This is a genomic window from Burkholderia crassaminum (assembly GCF_964265005.1).
Classification (GTDB): Bacteria; Pseudomonadota; Gammaproteobacteria; order Burkholderiales; family Burkholderiaceae; genus Burkholderia.
Map to the genome: position 1 here is coordinate 91,472 of NZ_OZ183801.1, position 24,629 is coordinate 116,100.

Annotated in this window: 19 protein-coding genes and 1 pseudogene; 5 read left to right on the forward strand and 15 right to left on the reverse strand. The window is 66.5% G+C overall.

Annotated features, from left to right (window positions below):
• Nucleotides 1-140: 140 nt before the first annotated feature.
• The 4 genes from ACPTTF_RS33705 to ACPTTF_RS33720 all read left to right on the forward strand — a co-directional run bounded on the left by ACPTTF_RS33705 (nt 141) and on the right by ACPTTF_RS33720 (nt 4,309).
• Nucleotides 141-1,490: a reverse transcriptase family protein gene (locus ACPTTF_RS33705; protein WP_423371968.1), complete on the forward strand. Its 1,350-nt coding sequence runs from the start codon at nt 141-143 to the stop codon at nt 1,488-1,490.
• 348 nt (nt 1,491-1,838) lie between these two features.
• Complete coding sequence (locus tag ACPTTF_RS33710) at nt 1,839-2,168, forward strand: H-NS family nucleoid-associated regulatory protein (RefSeq protein ID WP_166958740.1); 330 nt, start codon at nt 1,839-1,841, stop codon at nt 2,166-2,168.
• A 297-nt stretch (nt 2,169-2,465) separates the two neighbouring features.
• Nucleotides 2,466-3,713: an MFS transporter gene (locus ACPTTF_RS33715; RefSeq protein WP_166958738.1), complete on the forward strand. Its 1,248-nt coding sequence runs from the start codon at nt 2,466-2,468 to the stop codon at nt 3,711-3,713.
• A gap of 44 nt (nt 3,714-3,757) precedes the next feature.
• Nucleotides 3,758-4,309: a DNA-binding protein gene (locus ACPTTF_RS33720; RefSeq protein ID WP_423371969.1), complete on the forward strand. Its 552-nt coding sequence runs from the start codon at nt 3,758-3,760 to the stop codon at nt 4,307-4,309.
• Nucleotides 4,310-4,477: 168 nt separating this feature from the next.
• Here ACPTTF_RS33720 and ACPTTF_RS33725 read toward each other — a convergent pair.
• The 9 genes and pseudogenes from ACPTTF_RS33725 to ACPTTF_RS33765 all read right to left on the reverse strand — a co-directional run.
• Nucleotides 4,478-4,762, reverse strand: a pseudogene (locus ACPTTF_RS33725) (DUF1932 domain-containing protein); the annotation flags it as partial.
• Complete coding sequence (locus tag ACPTTF_RS33730; protein ID WP_423371970.1) at nt 4,735-5,844, reverse strand: polyamine ABC transporter substrate-binding protein; 1,110 nt, start codon at nt 5,842-5,844, stop codon at nt 4,735-4,737. The pseudogene ACPTTF_RS33725 and the gene ACPTTF_RS33730, both read right to left, overlap by 28 nt.
• 242 nt (nt 5,845-6,086) lie before the next feature.
• A complete protein-coding gene (locus tag ACPTTF_RS33735) occupies nt 6,087-6,308 on the reverse strand; it encodes a hypothetical protein (RefSeq protein ID WP_166958730.1) in 222 nt (73 codons plus the stop codon).
• 393 nt (nt 6,309-6,701) lie between these two features.
• Nucleotides 6,702-8,108 carry a DHA2 family efflux MFS transporter permease subunit gene (locus tag ACPTTF_RS33740; RefSeq protein WP_166958728.1) on the reverse strand — a complete coding sequence of 469 codons (1,407 nt, stop codon included), beginning with the start codon at nt 8,106-8,108 and terminating at the stop codon, nt 6,702-6,704.
• 75 nt (nt 8,109-8,183) lie between these two features.
• Complete coding sequence (locus ACPTTF_RS33745; protein ID WP_423371971.1) at nt 8,184-9,050, reverse strand: alpha/beta fold hydrolase; 867 nt, start codon at nt 9,048-9,050, stop codon at nt 8,184-8,186.
• Between the two features lie 19 nt (nt 9,051-9,069).
• Nucleotides 9,070-11,817 (reverse strand): AMP-binding protein, encoded by a 2,748-nt coding sequence (locus ACPTTF_RS33750; protein ID WP_423372606.1) that lies wholly within the window; start codon nt 11,815-11,817, stop codon nt 9,070-9,072.
• Nucleotides 11,818-12,146: 329 nt separating this feature from the next.
• A complete protein-coding gene (locus ACPTTF_RS33755) occupies nt 12,147-12,785 on the reverse strand; it encodes a shikimate kinase (RefSeq protein ID WP_423371972.1) in 639 nt (212 codons plus the stop codon).
• 1 nt (nt 12,786) lies between these two features.
• Entirely contained in the window at nt 12,787-14,016 is a 1,230-nt protein-coding gene (gene pheA, locus ACPTTF_RS33760; protein WP_423371973.1) for a prephenate dehydratase, read from the reverse strand.
• Nucleotides 14,017-14,052: 36 nt separating this feature from the next.
• A complete protein-coding gene (locus ACPTTF_RS33765; RefSeq protein WP_423371974.1) occupies nt 14,053-15,144 on the reverse strand; it encodes a 3-deoxy-7-phosphoheptulonate synthase in 1,092 nt (363 codons plus the stop codon).
• Nucleotides 15,145-15,872: 728 nt separating this feature from the next.
• On the opposite strand from ACPTTF_RS33765, the gene ACPTTF_RS33770 reads away from it, so the two are divergent.
• Complete coding sequence (locus ACPTTF_RS33770) at nt 15,873-16,961, forward strand: sigma-54 interaction domain-containing protein (protein WP_423371975.1); 1,089 nt, start codon at nt 15,873-15,875, stop codon at nt 16,959-16,961.
• Nucleotides 16,962-17,007: 46 nt separating this feature from the next.
• On the opposite strand, the gene ACPTTF_RS33775 is transcribed toward ACPTTF_RS33770, so the two are convergent.
• The 6 genes from ACPTTF_RS33775 to ACPTTF_RS33800 are packed head-to-tail and all read right to left on the reverse strand — an operon-like array spanning nt 17,008 to nt 24,609.
• Nucleotides 17,008-18,117, reverse strand: coding sequence for an LLM class flavin-dependent oxidoreductase (locus ACPTTF_RS33775; RefSeq protein WP_166958716.1), 1,110 nt, complete (start codon nt 18,115-18,117; stop codon nt 17,008-17,010).
• Nucleotides 18,114-18,842, reverse strand: a complete 729-nt coding sequence (locus tag ACPTTF_RS33780) for an LLM class flavin-dependent oxidoreductase (protein WP_423371976.1) — start codon at nt 18,840-18,842, stop codon at nt 18,114-18,116. The genes ACPTTF_RS33775 and ACPTTF_RS33780 overlap by 4 nt, the downstream gene beginning before the upstream one ends.
• Nucleotides 18,839-19,894, reverse strand: a complete 1,056-nt coding sequence (locus ACPTTF_RS33785; RefSeq protein WP_423371977.1) for an LLM class flavin-dependent oxidoreductase — start codon at nt 19,892-19,894, stop codon at nt 18,839-18,841. The genes ACPTTF_RS33780 and ACPTTF_RS33785 overlap by 4 nt, the downstream gene beginning before the upstream one ends.
• Nucleotides 19,891-20,913, reverse strand: a complete 1,023-nt coding sequence (locus ACPTTF_RS33790; RefSeq protein WP_423371978.1) for an LLM class flavin-dependent oxidoreductase — start codon at nt 20,911-20,913, stop codon at nt 19,891-19,893. Before ACPTTF_RS33790 ends, ACPTTF_RS33785 begins: the two co-directional genes overlap by 4 nt.
• Entirely contained in the window at nt 20,910-22,283 is a 1,374-nt protein-coding gene (locus ACPTTF_RS33795) for an LLM class flavin-dependent oxidoreductase (protein WP_423371979.1), read from the reverse strand. Before ACPTTF_RS33795 ends, ACPTTF_RS33790 begins: the two co-directional genes overlap by 4 nt.
• A 13-nt stretch (nt 22,284-22,296) precedes the next feature.
• A complete protein-coding gene (locus tag ACPTTF_RS33800) occupies nt 22,297-24,609 on the reverse strand; it encodes a TonB-dependent receptor (RefSeq protein ID WP_423371980.1) in 2,313 nt (770 codons plus the stop codon).
• Nucleotides 24,610-24,629: the final 20 nt, after the last annotated feature.

Consider the following 24,629-nt stretch of genomic DNA (forward strand, 5'->3'; position numbering starts at 1 on the left):
CCGATGTTCCAGGACTACGGGGCTACCCCGTGGATCAGATCGACATCCCGATGCGTCGCAAGGAGCGCCGTTGCGCGTTGCGCAACGTGACTCCTCGCAGTACCCGTCACGTTGGCTCATCGTCCCGCCCATCTTTCTCCATGTCTTCATCCCTGCGCGATACCACCCGCACGATTGCCGAGGCCATGCTGGCCGGTGCGCCCGAACGCGCCGGCGTGCTGTCCCGGATGGCAACCGTGCTCGGCGGCGCACCACTGTGGACGCACGAAGTCGCGGATGCCGCGCTCGCACGCTTCGGCGCGCGCTGGGCCGACGTCGACATCGATGCGCTTGCGGCGGACCTCGCCGATGCGCCGGCTTTCGTGCTCGCGTGGTATGGCAGCGATCGGCCGGCCGCGATCCGCGTCGTGCGGCGGCCGCCAGTCCAGCAGCCGTTGCCGGCGCTGCTGGCCGGCTGCGACGTGCCGCAATGGGCGACGCCCGGCGATCTCGCCGACTGGCTCGGCGTGCGCGTGCCGGAGCTCGACTGGCTGTCCGACCACTGGCGCGTCGACGCGCGCAGCAGCGCCACGCCGTTGCATCACTACACGTACGTGGCGCACGACAAGCGCAGCGGCGGGTGCCGCCTGGTCGAGATCCCGAAGGGCCGGCTGCGCGAAGCGCAGCGCCGCGTCCTGCACGGGCTGCTCGATCGCATTGCGCCGCACGGTGCGGTACACGGCTTTCGCAAGGGGCACGGGATCGTGTCGTTCGCGGCGCCGCATGCGGATCGCGATGTCGTCGTGCGTTTCGATCTCGCGGATTTCTTCGTATCGATCCGCGCCGCGCGCGTTCACGCGCTGTTCGTCACGCTCGGGTACCCCGCCGAAGTCGCGCGCACGCTCACCAGGCTGTGCACCAATCGCGTACCGTCCGCGCGGCTGCTCGCGCCGGACCTGCGCGACCGGTTCGACTGGATCGGCCGCCAGCGCTATCGAGAACGCCATCTGCCGCAGGGGGCGCCGACGTCGCCGGCGCTGGCGAACCTGTGCGCGTTCCGGTTCGACATGCGGCTCGCCGGGCTCGCGCGTTCGCTCGGTGCGACCTACACGCGTTATGCCGACGATCTCGCATTTTCCGGCGGCGGCGCGCAGGCGCGCGACGTCGAGCGGCTGGAGGTCCGGGTCGCCGCGATCGCGTTGGAGGAGGGCTTTGCGCTGCAATTGCGCAAGACGCGCGTGATGCGGCGCGGCATGCGCCAGCAACTGGCCGGTGTGGTCGTCAATCGTCATCCGAACCTGGCGCGCGATGAGTTCGATCTCCTGAAAGCCATCCTGACCAACTGCATTCGGAGCGGGCCGGCATCGCAGAATCGCGATGCGCATCCGGACTTCCGCGCGCATCTCGCCGGGCGTGTCGCGCATGCGGCCGCGCTGAACGCGGCGCGCGGCGCGAAGCTGCGCGCGCTGTTCGACCGGATCGCGTGGGAAGCCCGCGACGTCGGCCGGTAAACTACCGATAAGCGGCCGAAAAGCGGCCGGGTTCGTATCAACGCCGTCCGGCGGCTTATGCATCACGACGCCGCGCACTGCTATCATTCGCGCCATGCCGCGCCTGTGCCAGGTGCGGCGCTTACTTGCCGCAGCCGTTCACCGTGCCTTCGTACGCGGCGGGCTGCGCGATGCCGGCCCGGTCCTGTCTGTCATTGATTGACGCGCGACGTCGTTTAGTGCGTATTGCGCAAGCCATGCCGGCTCTGGCAAACGATTCACACATTTGAGAGCACCCATCGGCGGAACTTCGTGGTAGGTTCCGCCATCGGAGCTTTTTGCGAAAACATGCCCAAAGAGGATGAATACATGACCCAGGCCCTGCAGGAACTCGAAGCACAACTTCGGGACCTGAACATCAAGCTGTCGGATGCGAAGCAGAAGGAGAAGCAGGCCGCGCTCGCGGCATTCAAGGAACAGGTCGAGCTTTTGGGAATTACGCAGCAGGAAGTGCTGAGCGCGCTTGGCTACATCGTCCAGCGAAAACGCAAGGCACCTGCCAAGTACTACGATCCGACGACCGGCCGCTCATGGTCGGGCCGCGGCCCGCGGCCGAAATGGCTCGAAGGCAGGGATCTCGATACGCTTGCCGTCGACCGCGAGGCCAAGACCTGGTGGCCCGGGGACGACCAGGGCTGAAGCCGGCCGGGACGCCGGGCCATCCGGCGCCGCCCGGTTCGCGCAAGCTGACCGGCCGGCAACATGCTCCCACCACGCCGTTTTTCATCCGGTGTCCGGCCTGACCGCGACATCGCAGGCTTCACCGCCGACACCGGCTCGCTGTTGTTCCCTCCCGTTCGTTGCCCGCAGGTTTGCGCGATGCCGTCCCGCAAGCGGGTGCCGACGCGCGCGGCGCCTCGCCACCGGCCTGCCTGCCGGCCCTTCGCTCGCGGGCGCAGGCCTTAGAATGTCGCCGGACAATCGTGGCGGGACACCATGGCAGCAAACATGAAATCTTCGACGCTCGGCGGCCCGTCGGCCCCGCGCGTGGAGCAGGTCGGCGCGTACGCGTGGAAAGCGCTGGCCGGATCGGCGATCGGTTATGCGATGGACGGCTTCGACCTGCTGATCCTCGGCTTCATGCTGCCGGCGATCACGGCGGCGCTGCATCTGACCTCCGGGCAGGGCGGCGCGCTCGTCACCTGGACGCTGATCGGCGCCGTCGCGGGCGGCATCCTGTTCGGTGCACTGAGCGACCGCTACGGGCGCGTGCGCGTGCTGACCTGGACGATCCTGCTGTTCGCGATCTTCACCGGGCTGTGCGCGTTCGCGCAGGGTTTCCGGGATCTGCTGGTCTACCGCACCATCGCGGGCATCGGGCTGGGCGGCGAGTTCGGGATCGGCATGGCGCTCGCGGCGGAAGCGTGGCCGGCGAGCAAGCGCGCACGCGTGTCGTGCTACGTCGCGCTCGGCTGGCAGGCCGGCGTGCTGCTGGCCGCCCTGCTGACACCGTTCCTGCTGCTGCACATCGGCTGGCGCGGGATGTTCCTGGTCGGCGTGCTGCCCGCGCTGCTCGCGTGGGCGATGCGCAACAAGCTGCACGAGCCGGAAGCGTTCGTGCAGCGCGCGGCGCAGCCGAAGCCCAACGCGTTCCGCCTGCTCGTCGCGGACGGCCGCACCGCACGCACGAGCCTCGGCATCGTGATCCTGTGTTCGGTCCAGAACTTCGGCTACTACGGGATCATGATCTGGCTGCCGACCTTCCTGTCGAAACAGATGGGCTTCTCGCTGACGAAGTCGGGGTTGTGGACGGCGGCGACGGTCGTCGGGATGATGATCGGCGTCTGGGTGTTCGGGCAACTGGCCGACCGCATCGGGCGCAAGCCGACGTTCCTGCTGTACCAGCTCGGCGCGGTGGCGACGGTCATCGCGTATGCGCAGCTGTCGGACCCCACGGCGATGCTGTGGGCCGGTGCGCTGATGGGCATGTTCGTCAACGGGATGGTCGGTGGCTACGGGACGCTGATGTCGGAAGGCTATCCGACGGCCGCACGCGCAACCGCGCAGAACGTGCTGTGGAATATCGGTCGCGCGGTCGGCGGCTTCGGCCCCGTCGCGGTCGGCGCACTGGCCGCGCACTACTCGTTCCAGACAGCCATCGCGATGCTCGCCGGCCTCTACGTGCTCGACATGGTCGCGACGCTGTTCCTGATTCCCGAACTGAAGGGCGTCGAGCTCGAGTGAGCGCCGCGATCGCGCGCAATCCAACGACTTCACCGGAAACCACGATGCAGCAGAACAACAAGACGATCGGCGTGATGGGCTCGGGCAAGGAGCCGTGGCTCGCGTTTTCGGAGCCGCTCGGCGCATGGCTCGCGCAGGCCGGTTTCAACCTGCTGACGGGCGGCGGGCAGGGCGTGATGCTCGCGGTCGCGCGTGCGTTCGCCGGCGTGCCCGGGCGGGCCGGACGATCGATCGGCATCCTGCCGACACAGGCCGATCCGCTTGCGGGCTTCGTGCCGCTCGACGGTTATCCGCATCCGTTCGTCGACATCCCGATCCTCACGCCGCTGCCGCGCCGCGAGCCGGATGCGGAGCCGCACACGATCAACCGCAACTACGTGAACGTGCTGAGCAGCGACCTGATCGTCGCGCTGCCGGGCGGGCACGGCACCGCCGAAGAAGTTGCGCTCGCGCAGCGCTGGCGCAAGCCGCTCGTCTGTTTCGGGCCGGACGGTGCGTTTGCGTCGTTGGCGCCGGACGCCGCGTGCACGTCGTCGCTCGATGACGTGATTCGCTTCGTGGAAGACGCGTTTTCCGCGGAGCAGGCGCTGCGATAGCGCATCGAACGGTGTCGAGCGCGTTCGTCTCGACGTCCCGCGCGGCATGGCCGGTTCCTGTCGTTGTCGGCCGTCCAGCAGGTCGAGCGGCCGCGCCCGGCCGAATGGCGGCAGCGCGTCGTAGTCGAGCCCGTGCCCGGCCATCCTGTCGACGAAGCGATCCTGCACGCGCGCGCATGCCACGCTCATCTCCGGCGCGAAGCCGCCTTCGCGCAGCGTCTCGCAGACCTCGCGCATTTCAGCCGCGCGCCGGCGGCCGTGTTCGGCGACGCGGCTGATGAGGTAGCCGGGCAGGTCGGGCGACGTCGCGAACGGGTCGAACGTCTGCCGCAACGACGCGAGCACGAGCGTGTCGGCGGCGTACGCGCCTCCGCCTGGACGGCCGGAGGCGCGGCGTCGGCTGTCTTCGTGTCGCGCGCCTCCGCTCAGCGCCCCGTCTTCAACTGCGCCCACAGCCGGTTCTGCAGCCGGCGAATCTCGGGCGGCATCGGCTTGAGCAGCGTCATCTTGCTCAACACCTCGTCGGCCGGATATACCGACGGATCGCGCGCGATGGCCGGCTTCACGTATTGCCGCGCGGCCTTGTTCGCAGTCGGATAGAACACCGCGTTGGTGATGCCGGCGTTGACCTTCGGGTCCTGCAGGTAGTTGATCCACTTCAGCGCGGCGTCGCGGTTCGGCGCGTCTTTCGGGATCACCATCATGTCGAACCACAGCAGCCCGCCTTCCTTCGGATTCGCGAAGCGGATCTCGTACGGGCGCTTCGCTTCGGCGGCGCGGCGATGCGCGATGCCGACGTCGCCCGAGTAGCCGAACGACACGCACAGGTCGTTGTTTGCGAGGTCGTTGATGTAGCCCGACGAGTTGAACTGCGTGATGTACGGGCGCACCTTCTTGAGCACCTCGTACGCCGCGCGGTAGTCGGCCGGGTTCGTGCTGTTCGGATCCTTGCCCATGTACTGCAGCGTGGCCGCGAACACGTCGACGGCCTGGTCGAGGAACGACACGCCGCAGCTCTTCAGCTTCGCCATGTTGGCCGGATCGAACACCAGTGCCCAGCTGTCGACCGGTGCCTTGTCGCCGAGTGCTTTCTTCACGGCCTGGGCGTTGTAGCCGATGCCGTCGGTGCCGTAGGCCCAGGGCACGCCGTACTGGTTGCCGGGGTCGGCGTCGGCGACCATTTTCATCAGCAGCGGATCGAGGTTCGACAGGTTCGGCAGCTTCGACTTGTCGAGCGGCTGGTAGACGCTCGCCTGAATCTGCTTGGCCATGTAGTTCGACGTCGGCACGACGATGTCGTAGCCGGAATTCCCCGACAGCAGTTTCGCCTGCAGCGTGTCGTCGCTGTCGTAGTTGTCGTAGCGGACGTGGAGTCCCGTCTGCTTCTGGAAGTTCGGGATCGTGTCCGGTGCGATGTAGTCGGACCAGTTGTAGATGTTCAGTTCACCGGCCGCGTGGGCGGTCGTGCCGGCGGACGCGGCGGCCGACAGGATGGCGGCGGTTGCAATGGCGCGGGCAAGCGTGCGGGTTCGCATGACGAAGTCTTCCATTTTCGGTGCGCGTGTCGATCCGCGATGCGCGGGTCGGGGCGCGATGGTTCATCGGATGAAGCGGGCGTGCGTGATCGCCGCTCGCGGTGAGCGAGCGCGATACGCAACGATGAGGAGTCCGTTCGATTTCGAGAGGGATCGCGCGGAAACGAAGCGCGAGCCGATCCCGTCACCGGTCTGGCGACACGGCGATCAGGTCGAACGGATACAGGGAAAGGGGCGGCGCGCTAAGGCAGCAGCGATGCCACGTCGTCGGTATGGATCGCGACGTAGGCACGCGCGGCGACGGCGTTGTGGCGGCGAACGGAACGACAGGACAGGATGGTGTAGATCGACAGATGCAGGCGAGGGCTTTGCCAGCCGTCACTGTCGTCGGAGGACGCGATCGCGGCGCGCAGGTTTCGCGCGTCGCCTCGTCTCCACCGCACCAGCGGGCCACGGAATCTCACGATTACTCTCGACCGGGTTGTTGAAAGTATTGAGCGCCTGACGATTTGCCAGCGACTGCCGTTTCAGACCGCGGTCATCGTGATGGCCGCGAGGCGGCATCGGTTTCGTGACGCGAATTGAAAGCCTGGCGGACGACTGGATCGCCGAAACATGACGCTTCCGTGAATCATCAGATAAATCGCTGTAAGGATGTCTCCGGATTTTCCCTAGGCATTCGCTGGGCGATGAACGCGTTTGGCGTGACGGCGATGATGTCGACATACAAAAAGACGCCGTACCGGGTGGAAGGGTGCGGAGATGAACGGCCTTGGATTCAGTCGGATCTCGCCGGATTTTGCGGGGGAGCAGTTCAGGCAACTGCTGCCCCCGAGGCGAGACGTGGTGCAGTGTCCTCAGATTTTTGCGTCGGCCGGATCCTGGGTGACCGCGACGCGGGCCGGTTGCCACGCGGACGCGACGACGGCGGCAAGCGAGAGGATGGCTGCGATGGCCATTGCGTAGACGAACCCGAGCGTGAATTCCCTGGCGGAACCGAGGCTGCCGGCGCTGGAGAATCCGACGACTGCGATTGCGATCCCGGACGCGCCTCCGAGAATCCGGAACATGTTGAATATGCCCGACGCCTTGCCGATTTCCTTGACCGTCACTGCACCCAGTACCGCCTTCTGCGCGGCGGGGCCTGCCATCGAAACGCCGGCGCCGGCCAGCACCAGCGGCACGATCAAGTGCGTATAGGGAACGTCGGGGCTGGCTTCCCAGGCGATCCACGCGAAGCCAAGCGCCTGTAGCAACAGCCCGACGAGCATCAGCGGGCGCTCGCCGATCTTGTCGACGATGTTGCCCGCCACGGGAGCGACGACAAAGAGCGTGGCCGTCCACGGCAACAGACGCAGCCCCGCGCCGAAAGGCCCTTCGCCCTGGGCGAACTGGAAGAATTGCGGCAGGAAGAACACGACGCCGTACATGCCCGCATAGAACAGGAAGCTTGCGCCGATGCCGGAAGAAAACGCTCGTGAGCGAAAGAAGCGCAACGGCACCATCGGTTGGGCCGTGCGAGATTCCTGGTAGATGAATCCGACCGCCAGTACGAACCCTGCGGCGAGCGCGGTGACAACTTCCGTACTTGACCAACCGACGGCGCTTCCACGTGTCAGGCCCCAGACCAGCCCAAGCGCCGCGCCCATGACCAGTAGCGCACCCGGGGCATCAATCGCGACGTTGGGGCCGAAACTCTCGGGGATGTGGCGCTGCACGAGCGGGATGAGGGCCAGTCCGATCGGTACGTTGAGCCAGAAGATCCACTGCCAGGCGGCGTTTCCGGCAATGGCGCCGCCGAGCACCGGGCCGATAATGAGCGCAAGACCCATGATGCCGCTGAACAGGCCAAGTGCCTTGCCGCGATGCTCGGGCGGATATGCCGCGCTCAGCAGTGCGAGCGCCAGTGGCGTGATCAGCGCTGCCCCCGCGCCCTGTACGATGCGCGCCACGATCAGCCATTGCGCGCTTCGCGACAACGCGCAGGCTGCCGAGGCCAGGACGAACAGCAACAGTCCGAGGACGAAAATGCGCCGCCGCCCGAAGCGGTCGCCGAGTGCCGCGCCGCTGAGCAGCAGCGCGGCGATACTCAGGTTGTAGGCGTTCATCGTCCATTGGAGCGCGCCGATCGATGCATGGAGGTCTGCACGGATGGCGTTCGACGCGGTCGCAACGACCATCGAATCGAGCATGGCCATCAATGCGGCGATGGATGTCAGCGTGAGGACCCATTTCTGGGTACGCTTTTCGTCGGGTGCATTCATGTTTGGGTTATCCATTGGTTCAAAAGGCCCTGGGGGGCGTGCAACACGTACGTAACGTGCATGACGTGCGGGTATTCAAGCGGGTGCCCGTACCGGAGATGTCAGCCGGGCGTCGATGTCGCGGTGAAAGGCAAGGAACGCTTCGTTGAACCGTTCAGGTGTGAGAACCGGTGCCGCGTGCATGCCGTCACACAGGACAACGAGACGTGCGTCGGGAATCAGGCGGCCGGCTGTTTGCGCGACGACCCGATAGAACGTGCGGGTCAGCTCACCCCTTGCAATGGCCACCGGCACCCTGATCTGGCCGAGCTCGACATCGGTGATGGGGAGCGGCGGCGGCGAGCGGAACAGCAGAGGGATGGTCCGGGCATTGTCAAGGAATGCAGAGCGAGTCGCAGGGGCCAGCGTATCGAACAGGCCGGTGCGTCCATTCGCGTGATCGAAAACCTGGCGCAGCGCGTCACGAAGGTCGCCGCGCTCTTGTGCCGCGACGGCGGGCGTCACCATGTCGGCACGGTCGTCGGCGAGGATGCGGATGTCGTCGGGATCGGTGACGAAGGTCACGCTGCCCGGTTCATAGGCAAAGAGACTGCGTACGCAATCCGGGTGCCTCACGGCGAGCGCCAGCGCCAGCGCCGCGCCATACGACCATCCGACCACGTGCACCGGCGCCACGTCCAGGCGATGGACGAAGGCGGCAAGGTCGTCGACGTGCGTCGCGAACGAAAAGCTCTCGCCTTCGTCCTGCCACGGCCGGGTGCCGAAGTAGCGCTGTGAAGGCGCAATGTAGCGATAACCGGCGGGAATCGTCTGCTGCTGGGCGTCCCATACGCGGTGATCCGAAATGTAGCCGTGCACGAATAGAATCGTGTTGCCCGCACCCTGATCCACATAATCAAGGTCGACGTCGTTGACGCTCAACTGCCGGACTGTCGTTGTCATGTCTGTCTCCGGTGCGGCGTTACAGGCCGTTCAGCGCGAGGTCGATTTCCGCGCGCAGCGTCGCCTGGAACGCCGTCACGTGCCGCGGATCGAGGATCGTGTGATGCTCGCCGGTCACCTCGATGTAGCGGTTTGGCGCCCGCGTAAATTCGTCCCAGCGCCGGAGTTCCCGATCGAGGTAATCCTGCTTGGCGCCCCACAGTGGGTCCGCATAAAACACCGTGGCCGATTCGATCGTGCCCGACGGCACGTACGCATGACCCATGTCGGATAGCGCCAGGGCAAGCTTCGACCACGCGGTGAAGCCCGGCAGGTCGAGCCCGAGCTCGGCGAGGCGATCCCGTGGCGCGATGCCGTACAGATATTCATGGATATCCTGACGATCTTCGATCGCGCGCAGTTGCGCCGGCAACGTCTCCATCTGCTCGGTGTCGATCAGCGACAGGAAGAAGGCGAGCATGACGGCGCTCTCGACGGCATCGACCTTGCCGCGAGGATGCCGGATGAGCGGGGGCGCATCGATGCTGCCGACAAAGGCCACGCGTTCTCCCTGCGACTCGAGCAGCCTGGCGACAGGCAAGGTCACGGCGCCGCCGTACGAGTAGCCTGCTATCGCGTAAGGTCCGTGGGGCTGACGCGCGCGAATCGCGTCGACATAGGTCTTGACCAGCTCGTCGAACGACCCGAAGTAGGGCTCGCCGGGATTGAAGCCGCGAGCGCGAAGCGCGTAGAACGGACGGTCGTTGACGAAATAGTTCGCCAGGTTGACGAACACGAGGACTTCGCCGACACCAGGGTGAATGCAGAACAGTGGCGTCTTGGTGCCGGTGGTCTGCAGCGGAACGATCGGGTCATAGGCGGCGTTCGTTGCGCGCGCCGGATCGAGACGTGCGGCCAGCCGGCGGGCGCTGGGATTCTGCAGGATCATGGACAACGAGATCTTCAGCGTCCCGTCGAAGCGGCGGTCGATCGCCTGCTGGAGCTTGAGGATGTCGAGCGACGTCCCGCCGAGGTCGAAAAAGCTCGCCGTTGTACTCACCGAGGTGCGCTCGAGCGAAAACAGGTTGGCGAAAATCTCGACCAGCGCCGTCTCGGTCGCGCCCTCCGGCGCCACGTATCCACCCGTTTGCCGGCTTGTCGCCTCCGCCGTGCGCGCAATCTCGGTGGCGAATTCACCCGCCTCCAGGCGCTTGCGCAGTGTGGCCCGCTGGATCTTCCCGAGACTGGTCTTGGGAAACGCGTGCTTGGGCAGCGGCAGAATCAGCGTCGGCCGGAAGCCCCACTGGAGGATCGTGGTGTTGCGCACGGCAATACATAGCTGATGAAGCCGCGCCTCGTCGTCCGCCGGGATCGACGTGGCGAACGCGACGACCAGCTGCTCGGTATCGACACCTTTCGGACGGGTCGGAAAAGCCGCGACAAACGAGCGTTCGATGCCGTCGAGCTGTTCGACGGTCGTTTCAAGCTCGTGGCTGAAGTAGTTCGCGCCGCTGACGATGATGCTGTCCTTGCTGCGGCCGACCAGATGAAGTTTTCCGTTCTCGACACGCCCGAGATCGCCGGTGCGAAACCATCCGTCCAGGGTGAAGGCTGCGCGCGTCGCTTCTTCGTTCCGGTAGTACTCGCTGAAGACCATCGCGCCGCGCAATTGCAGCTCTCCGGGCTCGCCATCCGGAACGGGTACGCCTTCGTCGTCCGCGATGCGCATCTGCAGCCCCGCGATCGGCGTACCCAGGTCGGCAAACTCGCGCGACGTGTCCGCCGCCGGAAACTCGCGCGAATATATCGACCCCGCGCAGGTTTCGCTCATGCCGAAGGCCGGCCACAGCGCGTGCGGCGACAGCCCGAACGGCGCCAGCAGCTCGAGGAATCGCCGGCCGGTGTCGACAACGGTCGCTTCGCCGCCGGATACGATGTGCCGCAGGCTGGACAGGTCGACGGAACTCGATTGCAGTGCGCCCGGGCTGGCCGATCGGAGTGCCGCATTGATCTGTCCAAACAGGAAGTTGGGCGCGAAGGTCATCGATACGCGGTAGCAACTCACCAGATCGAGGAAAACCAGCGGGTTGGCGATGATCGTGCCCGAATCCACGTGCACCTGCTGGGCGCCCACATAGAGCGGCAACAGGTGTGCCTCGAGCAGCGCGGCGACGTGTTCGAACGAGATCCAGTTGAGGGTGACGTCCGACGCGCTCAGCCGCTGGCGCTCGTTCTTGCCGGCCATCGACGCAAGCAGGTTGCCGTGGGTGAGTACCACCGCCTTCGAATTGCCGGTCGAGCCGGATGTCAGCACGAATACGGCGGGGTCGTCGGGGAACGCCTCATGCGCGGGCGCGTGGTTGAATCCCTGCAGCGTGTGGCGCAAGGTGTCGAGCGTCACGACCAGCGAATCGTCCGGCAGATAGCCTTCAAGCGCCTCGGTCGTGATCAGCAGCGGATCGTCCAGCAACGTGCAGACATGCTCGATCGTCCGTTCCCAGCGAGCCGGGTCGTTGCGGATCGGGGCGAGCGGGCAGGGAATCTGGCCGCCCAGGAGGCATGCCCAGAACGCGGGGATGAAATCTCGCGCGTCATCGAGCACGAGCACGACTTTGTCGCCGGGCCGGCGCCCGAGAAGGCGCAGCGCGGAGGCTATGTTCCGTGCCTCGTTGAGCAACGCAGCGTACGTGACGAACAAGTCCTCCTCGCCGGGAACACTGGCGACGAACCGTAACCCCGAGCTGGGGTACCGGTGTGCAGCCCGCCACAACAGGTCGACGACGCTCATTGATTGGGGGCGATACGCGCGGGACTTCTCGAGAACGGGAGATTCCGGAATCAGGGTTGACACGGTGTAGCCCTCCAAACAATGTATCGGGGTTCGATATTTGTTAATAATTAAGGAATACGTATCGTCTATTGCAAACCTATCCAAAAGATGATTGCGCTTACGCGATCAAAGGCTCAATGGGTCGAACCTCGCCGCGTGAGCCGATATCCGCATGTTTCATGTGCTCGAAGTGTGAATGCCGGTCGGGCGCTGGGTGCCCATCCCGGTCTCTTCAGCCCGACGCGCATGAAATCAATGTTGCGATGGCGTGTGCGACCGCGCGCAGATCATGACGGACCTGTATGGGTTACGGCGTCGCGACCGGTTTCGCGATTCAAATGGCTCGGGCTCAAATGACCGAGAATGTCTGCGACGACGTCCGCCACGGTCTTTCCATCCGTGTCGACCTGCACGTGCGCACATTGCCGGTAGAGCGGGGCGCGCTGTGCACTCAGTTCGAGCAATGCCTGCAGCCGGTCGCCGTGACGCAACAACGGGCGTTGCGAGTCGTCCGACATTCTGCGCAAGAGTTCCTCGGGTTCCGCCCTTAGCCAGACGACTCGCGTCCGACTGGTCAACACAAGACGTGTATGTGTATCCAGGATGGCTCCGCCACCCGTGGCAATAACGGCCCGTGGCCACCGCGTGAGTTCGTCGACGACACCGGCCTCCATCGCACGGAACGCAGCTTCCCCGTCGTGCGCGAACAATTCCGCCACGGTCCAGTTTGTCCTGGCCTCGACAACGCGGTCAGAGTCCACATATGGAAACTTCAGCATTGCCGCTAGCTGCCGTCCGACAGCCGTTTTTCCCACACCCATCATGCCGATGAGCGCGATGCGTGCCGGATCGTCCCCCGTTCGGCTGTTGGTGGATGACGGATCGGAGTGTGCGTGCACGGATGTGCTTGCCGGGATCGAGTTCACGTCATGTCTCTCTGCGAGCCGCAACCCGTGCCCGCGCGGTGGCGGGCACGCGGGCCCTCCCGCCGCGCACGCGGGTGTCGCGAGCATTCGGTTCGATGCCGGCCGTCGGCGCGACATCAGGGCTTACGTTGCACGGATAGGACCCCAGCACGAGAAACCTCGTCGAAGTCTCCGCCATTTCGCTGAGCGCGGCGGCGATGAGTTCGTCTTCCGGATGACCAGCCAGTTCAAGATAGAACCGGTAGCTCCACAGTTCGCCCCGGATCGGCCTGGTTTCGATGCGCGTCACCGAGATCCCGCGTTGCTCCAGTGGCGCAAGCAGCTGCGCGAGACTGCCCGCCGCGTTCGCGATTTCCGCGAGTACCAGCGTACGGTCGTGCCCGGTTGGCGATCCGGGCGACGCGCCGACGACGAGAAACCGCGTACTGTTGAACGGGTCATCCTGGATCCCGTGGGCAAGCACCTGGAGTCCATAGATGCCTGCCGCACGCGCGCTGGCGATGGCGGCCTGCGCGGACGATTCGTGCGCCGCGTTGGCCGCCGCTGCGTTACTGGATACCGGCCGGCGCTCCACACCGGGCAGGTGTGTGTCCAGCCACTGGCGACATTGCGCCAGAGCCTGCGGGTGTCCCAGCACGCTTTGGACTCCTTCAAGATTGTCGGTGACGCAAAGCAGGCAGTGGACGACCGGCAGGATGATTTCCCCGGTGATCGGCAAGCCCGCCTGCTCGATCAGGTCCAGCGTCCGAGCCACGGGGCCTTCCGCCGAGTTCTCGACCGGTACGACCGCGTACGCAGCGGTACCGGCGATCACGGCATTGAAGACCTCGTCGACCGTCGCACACGGGAGCCGAGGCTGCCCGATGCCAAAGTGCGACACGGCGGCGTCTTCGCTGTACGTTCCGGCAGGTCCCAGATAGGCGGTAGGCAACGGAAACGGTTGTCGTGCCGCGCGGCACGACCTGAAGATCTGCTGCCAGATATCGTTCAAGTGAGCGGGCGCCAACGGGCCGCGGTTCTCGACGCCCAGACGTTCGAGAATCCGCGATTCCCACGAGGCCTGGGGCGTCGGATGCCCGGCGCGCGGCTCCGTGCGGTCGATATGCGCGGCCTCCTCGCAGCGGCTGTTGAGCAGCGCGAGGATCGTCGTGTCGATCGCGTCGATGCGGGCTAGGCAAGCACCGATCTCATCCCCGTCGGGCTGCGGTGCGGTATGGCTGGCATTGATCATGGCGTAGTCGGATCCGGGGCTTTCTGAAGCGGTCTCTCAGCCGAACTGGACCTGCAACGGCTGGCTGGCGCCGGCAAGCAGCTTGCGACGCCTTCGGACATCGAATGCGAGCCGCTGCAGAATGAGCGAGGTTTCCTGCCAGCCGATACACGAGTCGGTCACGCTTTGCCCATAGACAAGTGCCTTGCCCGGCTTCAGCGTTTGGCTACCGGCAACGAGGTTCGACTCGATCATGATGCCGGCGATTTGAGCATCGCCACGCGCGATCCGGGAACTCAGTTCGTCGCAAACCGACAACTGGTTTTCATGCTGCTTGCCGCTATTGCCATGACTGGCGTCCACCACCACGCGCGGCGTCAAGCCGTTCGCCGACAGCATGCTGCATGCCGTTGCGACACTTTGCTCGTCGTAATTGGGTGTGGGCCCGCCTCGGAGTACCAGGTGACCGGACTGGTTGCCCGGGGTCCTGCGCCTGACATAACGGCCATCCTGCGCAATGCCGAGAAAATGGTGCGGCCGGGATGACGCAAGGATCGCGTCGACGGCAACCTTGATGCCGCCATCGGTGCCGTTCTTGAACCCTATCGGGCAAGGCAGACCGGACGCCATCTCGCGATGGATCTGGGACTCCGTCGTTCTTGCACCAATGGCCCCCCAGCTGACGAGATCCGACAAGTAGTGGTGGCTCGTTACATCCAGGAATTCGGTTGCAACCGGCAAGCCGATCGCGGCGATGTCGAGAAGGAGTTTGCGCGCCGTGTGCAAGCCGGCCGCGATGTCGCAGGTGTCATCCAGGTGCGGATCGTTGATCAAACCCTTCCAGCCCAGGCGCGTTCTTGGTTTCTCGAAGTAGACGCGCATCACGATTTCCAGATCCTTGCTCAACCGGCCGCGAAGGAGGGAAAGATATTCCGCGTACTGTAGTGCCGCTGCGGTGTCGTGAATGGAGCAGGGGCCGACAATAACCAGAAGCCTGTCGGATATGCCATTCAGGGCATTCGATATGGCTGCGCGCGCATGCTCTATAAACTGAAGATCCTCTTTTGGCAAATAGAGAATTTTCTTGAGATCGGATGGAGACACGAGCTCAGTGTCGAAAAATTCTTCCTTACCGTGCAGATGTGACATCTTGAAGCTCCGAGGCAATTGCTAAAATGATTGTGCAAGGAAATATATGCAAATCCATAGAGCGAATTTATTTTTGCGAGATGCGCGCGGCGATTGAAAACAAAATCGAAATAAACGAATTCTGTTCAATCCGGCTGATTTATTCGAACCGGTATGTACTGTTTCGTCGAACTATAGGAGGGTTAACGCTGCGGCGCAACATAAGAAATTTTTATTAGCAAATAGCAAAAATTCATATTGATTTGCCGTCACGATTCTAATGGGGTCGTGTCGATGATGCGTGAATAGTTTTTGGTTATTTGCGAAACGGGGAATTTAATATGGGGCGCGAATAAGTGAGTGAATGAATTTGAAAGATGCAAGTAATTAAATTGAATATTTTGGCCGTCATTTTGGCGAAAAAATCGCCCTATTTATATAGCTAGGGGATTCTGAAGTAGACGCAAATGCCATGTTACGGAATTGACCAGGATAATGTCCGTTGCAACCGTGAAACTGACGCCGGAATCAAATGGGACTGAGCGCTCCCAAAGGGGGCGCGCGTGGCTGCCGAACGGAAGCTTCCGGATACATCGGACATCCTGCCGGGCGGCGCACACGGGATTCGTTATCTGCGCGCGGCAGCGAAGCATCACAGCAATCGGCATTTTGCCTGTGCGCGGGGTTGACTATGATCAATCCCTTGGGCGGACGCCAGTATCGATAACCGGTTCGCCAGGGTTTGGATCATGGACAACCGCACAGATTTCCCTTCGCTCATTGCGCTGCCGGAAAGCGAGCATCGCCCCCTGTCGGTGCGCGCGAAGGCGCTCGTGTTTGCCGATCCCGCGTCGCGCGCGGTGCTGCGCTTCGTCGAGCAGATCGGGCCCAGTGCCGCGCCCGCGCTGATCATGGGCGAGACGGGCACCGGCAAGGAACTGGTCGCGCGTCATATCCACCATGTCAGCGGCCGCTCGGGCGCGTTCATCGCGGTCAACTGCAGCGCGATCAGTCAGCAGCTCGCGGAGAGCGAACTGTTCGGTCACGAGCCCGGCGCGTTTACCGGCTCGCAGGGGCGGCGCCTCGGTTACTTCGAGGAAGCGCACGGCGGCACGATCTTTCTCGACGAAATCGGCGATCTCGCGCCGCCGCTACAGGCGAAGCTGCTGCGCGTGCTGCAGGAAGGCGAGGTGACGCGCGTGGGCGCGACCCGCCCACGGCCGGTCGACGTCCGCGTCGTCGCGGCGACCAACGTCGATCTCGAGCAGGCCGTGCTGGCCGGCAATTTCCGGATGGACCTGTTCTACCGGATCAGTCTCGCCCGCGTACGGTTGCCGCCGCTGCGCGAGCGACCGCAGGACATCCTGCCGCTCGCCGAGCATTTCCGCGGGCGCTATTGCGCGCAGCTGAAGCGACCGCAGCCGATGCTGTCCGAGGGCACGGTCCAGGCGCTGCATGCGTATCCGTGGCCCGGCAATATCCGTGAGCTGGAAAACGTCATGCACCTCGCGCTGCTCGTGTCGAACGGCAACCTGATCCGCCCCGAGCACCTGAAGTTCTCGGAGGCGCTCGCCGGCTATGCGCTCGCGGACGCCGCCGCAACGACCCTGCCGCAGGACGACATCCGCACGGGCGTGCGCCGCCTGTTTCGCGCGCCCGGCGAAAGCCTGCTGCGCGACATCGAGGAACTGGTCGTCTCCGAGGCGTTCGAGCATTGCCGGTTCAGCCAGGTGCGCACCGCCGAGCTGCTCGGCGTCACGCGCAACACGATGCGCACGCTGCTCGCGCGCCACGGACTGCTCAACGAGCCGCGCCCGGAATCCGCGCTCGACGACTGACCCGCCCGACGCGCGTCGCCGTCGCCCCGGTTCGCCGCCAGGCCCGTCAAGGCAGGCTGGCGCGTGCCAGCCGCATGCGCACGCGCGGCAAGACCTGCTCGCCCACGTGCGTCGCTTCCTCGAGGTTCGGATAGGACGACAGCAGGAAGGTCTCGATGCCGAGCGTCCGGTATTCGTGGATGCGCGCGGCGACCTGGTCGTAGCTGCCGACGATCGCAGTGCCCGCACCGCCACGAATCAGGCCGACGCCGGCCCACAGGTTCGGATACACCTCCAGCTCGCGCAACGAGCGCAGCGCACCGCGGCTCAGGGCGGTCTGGCGCTGCTGGCCGACCGATTCGTAGGCGGCGAGCTGACGCTGCGCATCGACATAGGTCTGGTCGGAAATCTCGCTGAGCAGTTCGTCGGCGCGTGCCCACGCCGCGCGCTCGGTCTGGCGGGCGATCACGTGCACGCGCAGCCCGAAGCGGATCCGGCGGCCGTGCATCGCGGCCAGTGCGCGCAGCCGCGCGATGCGCTCGCGCACGGCGTCGGGCGGCTCGCCCCACAGCAGGTAGGTATCGGCCTGGCTCGCGGCCACCTGCTCGGCGAGCGTCGACGCCCCGCCGAGATAGATCGCCGGCGGGGTCGCGAGCGGCACGCCGGCATGCGAAGGGTTCAGCATGTAGTAGTGCCCGGCCACGGAATGACCGGCGCCCCGCCACAGGCGCCGCAATACCCGCAGGTATTCGGACGTCCGCTGGTAGCGCGCGTCGTGATCGAGAAAATCGCCGAGCGCACGCTGCTCGTATGCACTCGAGCCGTTCACCGCGAACAGGCGCAGGCGGGCGCCGCTCATGCGCTGCAGGGTCGCCGCCTTGCGTGCGATCTGCTCGGGCTGTTCGAGCCCCGGCCGGAACGTCACGATCAGCGCGAGGCGATACGTTGCCCGTGCGAGCTGTGCGCTGACCAGCCACGGATCCTCGAAGCCCGCGGCCATCGGCAGCAGCAGGCTGTCGAAGCCCGCGGCCTCGGCCGCGCGGGCGACGCCGCGCAGGTATTCGGGCGTGGCCGGCCGAAAGTCCTGCATGAAGGTCGGCGGGCGCGGCAGGCCGCTGTTGGCGAGATGGGGCCCGTCGCCGTTGGTCGGCAGGAACCACGCGAAATCGATGCTCATGCGTTGCCTCGTCGGTGGTTCATCCGGTGCGAGCCGCGCGTGCGGCGCGCGTCGTCGAAACCGAGCGTGTGCCGCAGCAGCGCGCCGGGCGGCGGCGGTGCGAGGCCGCGCGTGCGGTACGCGCGCTCGACGGCCGCTTCCAGCCACGGCACGCGGGCGGGCACGAGCAGCCCGTCGCACCACGGCGCGGCGAACGCGATCTCGTGCCGCTCCGCGAGCGACCAGTAGACGGGAGGCCGCGATGCCGCGAGATCCGGCAGGCGCGCATGCTCGACGCGATAGTAGGTGCCGCGATACTGCAGCGCCGAATCGGCCGCCCACATCGCGCGCAGGAGCGACAGGAATTCGGCGCTGCGCGCTAGCCGCTGGTCGCGGTTCAGATGCATGGCCTGGTCGGTCGCGTCGATGTCCGGCGCGTCGGCCTCGCATGCGAGCAGCGCGCGGCCGCGGCTGAGCGACTGCAGGCTCTGCGCGAGATGGGCGGCCGCGACGGGCAGCATCGCCCCTGCCTGCAGCGTCACCATCACGCGCACGGCCGGCAGCGCATCGACGAGCGCGGCGGCCGCCATCCACGGATCGGGACCGGCCGCCTGCGCGGGCAGCAGCACGGCATCGCAGCCGGCCGACACGCCGGCCTCGGCGATCGCAATCCAGTCGGCGGCCGGATCGGGCCGCGTGTCGTCGCAGCCGATGTCGAGCCGCAGCAGCAGACCCGGCGCGCTCATGCGGCGGCGAGGGCTGGCCGCCAGCCCAGCGCCGGCGCAATCGTTTCCGCGAGCGTGCGCAGCCGCGCGAGCGCGTCGTCCAGCGACGTGCTTTCCGATTGCACGACCGGCAGAAAATAATCGGCGAACGGCAGCAGCGCCGGGTCGCCGCGCAGGCTTTCGATTACTTCGTCCGGATGCCCGTAATGGACGTTCAGCAGCCGCACGATCTGTTCGGGATCGGTCACGCCGGGATGGCCGCTCGTTGCGAGCCACGGGATATGCCGCACCACGTCGGGTGCGAGGGCGGCGAGCGCGGTGCGCCGGTCGCGGGCGGGAAATACCGCGCGCACCACGCCGATTCGCGGCGCCGGCGCACCGGCGTGCGCCTGTTCGCGCCACGTGTCGAGATACGCGTGCGCGAGCGGCAACTGCACGATGCGCGGATCGTGCACGGCGGTGCCGAGCAGCAGGCCGTTGCCGTGCCGGGCCGCGAATCGCGCGCCGTCGGGCGACGCATGCGAATGCCACAGGCGTGCGCGCACGCCCGGCGCCGCCGGTTGCAGCACGAGCGGCGGTGCATCGGCGGCGCCGTGTGCGAGCGGGCGGCCCGCGAGCGCGTCCTGCAGGCGCTCGAGCGCGCTCGCGAAGTGCGCCTGACGCGTATCGGCGTCGAGCCCGAACGCGGCGAACGCGTCGAGATTCGCGCCGCCGCTGCCGAGCCCGAGTTGCAGCCGGCCGCCGGCCAGCGAGTCGAGTACCGCCGCATCTTCGGCGAGCCGCAGCGGATCCTCGAGCGGCAGCGTGACGATGCCGGTGCCGAGTTCGATACGGCGCGTGCGTTGCGCGACGGCGGCCAGCAGCACGAGCGGCGACGGCAGCCGGCCGTACTCCGCGCGGAAGTGGTGCTGCGCGACGAAGCCACCGTCGAAGCCGAGCTGTTCGGCCGCGACGAACAGCGTTTCGAGCTCCGCATAGACGCGGCGCGCGTCGCCGGTGCCGTGGACGTGCGTGAGGAAACCGAGCTTGAACGGCCGTTGCGCGGCCGGTGCGGGAGAGGGCGAATGTGTCATGTCGGGATCGGAGCGGAAGTGGGCGAAGCGGCTTCGATGGCTGCGGCGGCCGGCGTCCAGCCGAGTGCCGGCGCGATCGCGCCGGCGACGGCTTCGAGCCGCCGCAGCGCGTCGCGATGCGACGTGCCGGTCGTCTGTACCTGCACGACCAGCTCGGTCGCGCCGGTAAACGCGGGATCGACTTGCAGCGCGGCCGCGATGTCGGCAGGTGTGCCGCGCAGGACTCCGAAGCGATCGAGCAGCGCGGAGATGTCGGCCGGCGCCGGCGTCGGGGTACCGCTCGCGTGGGCGAGCCGGGCCGCGTAGCGCAGGATGTCGGGACCGAGCGCGGCCTCGACGCTGGCCGCGTCCGCGCCCGGCACGACCGCTCGCACGAGCGCGACGCGCGGCGCGCGCGGATGCGTCCAGGCGCGGCGATAGCGTGCCACGAGCGCCGCTTCGCCGTCCTGTTCCGGACGCGTGCGCGCGACGATCAGCCCGAGGCCGTCGCGCGCGACCGCCTCGGCATGGCTGGTCGCCTGCCAGAGACGCGCGGCCAGCGTGGGCGCACCCGGTTGCAGTGTCGCGCCGGCGGGACCGAGTGGCGCGCCGTCCAGCGCGCGCCGCAGCGTCGCAAGGGCATCGGCCTGCCGCGCCGAGCGCGCGTCGAAATCGCGGCCGAACGCGGCGAACACGTCCGGCTCGAAGCCGGCGCCGACACCGAGCTGAAGGCGGCCGTCCGCCAGTGCATCGAGCACGGCCGCATCCTCCGCGACACGCAACGCCGATTCGAGCGGCAACACGATCACGGCGGTGCCGAGCGCGATGCGCCGCGTGCGGCGCGCGGCGGCCGCCAGCAGCACGAGCGGCGACGGCAGCCGGCCGGTTTCGCTGCCGAAATGGTGCTGGGCCACCCATGCGCTGTCGAAGCCGAGCGCTTCCGCAGCCTCGATCAGCGCGAGCGTGTCGTGCAGCACGCGCGGCGACGGATCGGGCGCATAGACGCGCGTCAGCACGCCGAGACGAAACGGGCGCGTCATGCGGCACCTCCGCCGACCGGTGCGACCGTATCGCCGCGCAGCGACGACGGGCGCCGGAAGAACGGCGGGCGCGGCAGGCCGAGCTGATCGCGCAGCGTCGGGCCTTCGTACTCGGTGCGGAACAGCCGGCGGCGCTGCAATTCGGGCACGACGAGATCGACGAAATCGTCGAGCCCGCCGGGCACCCAGGCGAACGCGACGTTGAATCCGTCCGCCCCGTACGACAGGAACCATTCCTCGAAGCGATCGGCGATGGTCTTCGGCGTGCCGGTCACGACGCCGGCGCTGGCAAAGCGCTCGTAGAGCTGGCGGATGGTCAGGTTCTCGCGACGGGCGAGATCGACGATCAGCTGCTGCCGGCTCTTGCTGCGATTGCTCGGCGGCAGGTCGGGCAACGGCCCGTCGAGCGGATAGCCGGACAGGTCGAAATCGCCGGCATTGTCGGCGAGCAGCCGCAGCCCGAGCACCGGGTCGATCAGGTCCTGCAGCGCGCGCAGCTTGTCGCGCGCCTCGGTTTCGGTCGCGCCGACGATCGGCATCACGCCGGGCAGGATCTTCAGGTGCGCCGGGCGGCGGCCGTGACGCGCGAGCCGGCCCTTGACGTCCGCATAGAACGCCTGTGCGTCGTCGAGCCGGTGCTGCGCGGTGAAGATCACTTCCGCGCACCGTGCCGCGAGTTCGCGGCCCGCCTCCGACGAGCCGGCCTGCACGAGCACCGGATGCCCTTGCGGCGCGCGCGCGACGTTCAGCGGGCCGCGCACGCTGAAGTGCGGCCCCTGATGATCGAGCACGTGCAGCTTGCGGTGATCGAAATGCAGGCCGGCGGCCTTGTCCTCGATAAATGCGTTGTCTTCCCAGCTGTCCCATAGCCCCGCGACGACGCGCTGGAACTCGTCGGCGCGCGCGTAGCGCTCGGCGTGCGCGAGGTGCGGGCTCGCGCCGAAGTTCGCCGCTTCGTCGGGCACGACGGACGTGACGAGGTTCCACCCCGCGCGGCCGCCGCTCAGGTGGTCGAGCGACGCGAACTTGCGGGCGACGTGGTACGGCGCGTTGTAGGTCGTCGTCGCGGTCGCGATCAGGCCGATGCGGTGCGTGACGGCCGCCAGCGCGGCGAGCAGCGTGAGCGGCTCGAAGGTGTCGGCGCGCGCGCTGCGGCGCAGCGAGTCGACGTGGCTGCCCTGCGTCGCGACCACGTCCGCGACGAACAGCGCATCGAGCTTGCCGCGCTCGGCCGTCTGCGCCATGCGGCGGAAATGCGCGAAGTCGCGGTTGCCGTTCGGCTGCGCGAGCGGATGGCGCCAGCCGACGACATGGCTGCCGGCGCCGTTCAGCATCGCGTTGAGTTTCAGGGTGTCGGTGCGGCGCGTCATCCGGCGGGCCTCCTCAATACGTGTAGGTCACGCGCACGCCGACCGTGCGCGGCTGTCCGGCCGCGGCAACGTTCGTGCCGGGCAGGAAGAAGTTCTTCGTCAGGTCGTATTGGCGGTTGAACAGGTTGCGCGCCCACAGCGCGACGTCCCAGTGCCGGTCGGGCGACGTGACGGTCAGGCTCGCGTTGACGAGCCAGTAGCTGTCGACCGTGTAGTTCGGGCCGAGCAGCAGCAATTGCGAATACGCGTCGCGATAGCTGTAGTTTGTCTCCGCGCGCAGCCGGTAGCCGCCCGCGAGCCAGCTGTATGCGACCTGTCCGCCGTAGCTCAGGCGCGGGAAGCTGAGCGCGGTGCCGTTGTAATCGGTGAACACGTTGTGGCCGCTGGCCGCCGACGCCTGCGTGTTGTACGTGACGAACGGCGACGTGTACTTGCCGCTCTTGTAGCCGACGTATTGCGAGATTTCGAGCCCGCGCACCGGCTGCCATTTCAGGTCGGTCTCGAAGCCGTCGATGCGCGATTTCGGCGCATTGACGAATGTGCCGACCAGCGATTGGGAGTTCGGGTCGAAGGTGGCCGACAGCACCTGCTGGTCGCGGTAGTCGTAGTGGAACGCCGACACGTTCCAGCGCAGCGAGCGCGTGAGGTCGCTCTTGAAGCCCACCTCGTACGCGGTCAGCGATTCGGGCTTGAACGGCGCGAGCGCGTTCGAATTGCCGGTGTTGTGCGCGGTGAAGCCGCCCGACTTGTAGCCGCGGCTCACCGTCGTGTAGAGCATCGTCGCCGGCGCGAGATCGAACTCGAGCCCGACCTTGCCGGACGTGCCGTTGGACGTCAGCGACTGGTTTGCGTCGCCGCCCTGGAAGCCCGCGAACGGCACGAACGACGGCGTCAGCATGCCCGACGTGAAGCCGCGCAACTCGCGCTTCTCGTGTTCCTGGCGCACGCCGACGATGCCGCGCAGGCGTTTCGTGATGTCGTAGGTCGCCTGGCCGTAGACGCCGAGCGTATCGACCGACTGCCGGTAGCGCGTGAGCGCGATGAAGCCGAGCCGGTCGCTGAAGTCGGAATAGAACTTCTCGTCGAGATCGTCGTGCGAGTAGAACAGGCCGGTGACCCAGCGCAGCCGCGTGTCGCCGCGCGACGACGCGCGCAGCTCCTGCGTGACTTCGTTGACGGTGTCGTCGAAGTATTCGTCGGAGTCGTGGTATTGCGTCGCGTCCCAGTCCGCATATTCGCGGCGGTGCAGGTAGTTGTACGCGGTAATGCTCTTCAGCTCGACCGGGCCGAGATTCCACGTCGCGGTCAGGTCGACGCCGCCGTTCAGGTTGTTCCGCCCCGGCTTCGCGTCGGTCGACAGGCCCGTCGCGCGCGAAAACGCCGGGCTTACGCCCCAGCCGGTCTTCGTGTGATCGGCATCGGCCGGGATCACCTCGCCGGTCTTCGACGACGTATACGGCGTGAACAGGTAGAGGCCCTCGTTGTCGGATTTGTCGAAGCCGCCGTGCGCACCGACATGCAGCTTGAAGTCGCGCGTGACGTCCCAGTCGAGCTGTCCGCGCGCGGCGGCGCTGTCGTGGTTGCCGAGCGTCTGGTTGGTCACGCGGTTGTTCTGCCATGCGCCGAAGTCCTGCGTCGTGAACGCGAAGCGGCCGCGCACGCGATCGCTCAGCGGCCCGGACACGTAGCCCTCGGTCGTCAGCAGGTTGTGCGAGCCATATTCGACGCTCGTGCCCGCTTCGAAGTCGCGGGTCGGCTGGTTCGTGATGAAGTTCACCGTGCCGCCCGTCGTGTTGCGGCCGTACAGCGTGCCCTGCGGGCCGCGCAGCACCTCGACGCGCGCGATGTCGAACAGTTGCCCCTGGGTCTGGATCGGCAGCGCATACGCGACGTCGTCGACGTTGATGCCGACCGTCGACGCGTTGTTCGACGTGTAATCGTTGAAGCCGACGCCGCGAATGCGGAACTGCGGCTGGCCGCCGCCGAACGCCGGCTCGACTTCGACACTCGGGGTCGCGTGCTGCAGGTCGTTGACGGTCTCGACATTCAGCGTCTTCAGGTCGCGGCCCGAGATGACCGACATCGAGGTGCCCACCCGCTGGGCCGATTGCAGCCGGCGCTGGGCCGTGACGACGACGTCCTTGAGCTGTGTTTCGGCGATCGGCGCGCCGGTCGTCGCACGCGTCGCGCCCTGCGGCGCGGTGGCCGGCGCGGCGGTTGCCGCCGGCGCAGCCGTCAGGTTCGGCGATTCCTGCGCATGCAGCCCCGATGCGGCCGTCAGCAGCGCCGACGCTCCGATCGAGGCGCTCAACATCGTGTATTTCATCCGTATATCCCCAAGTCGAT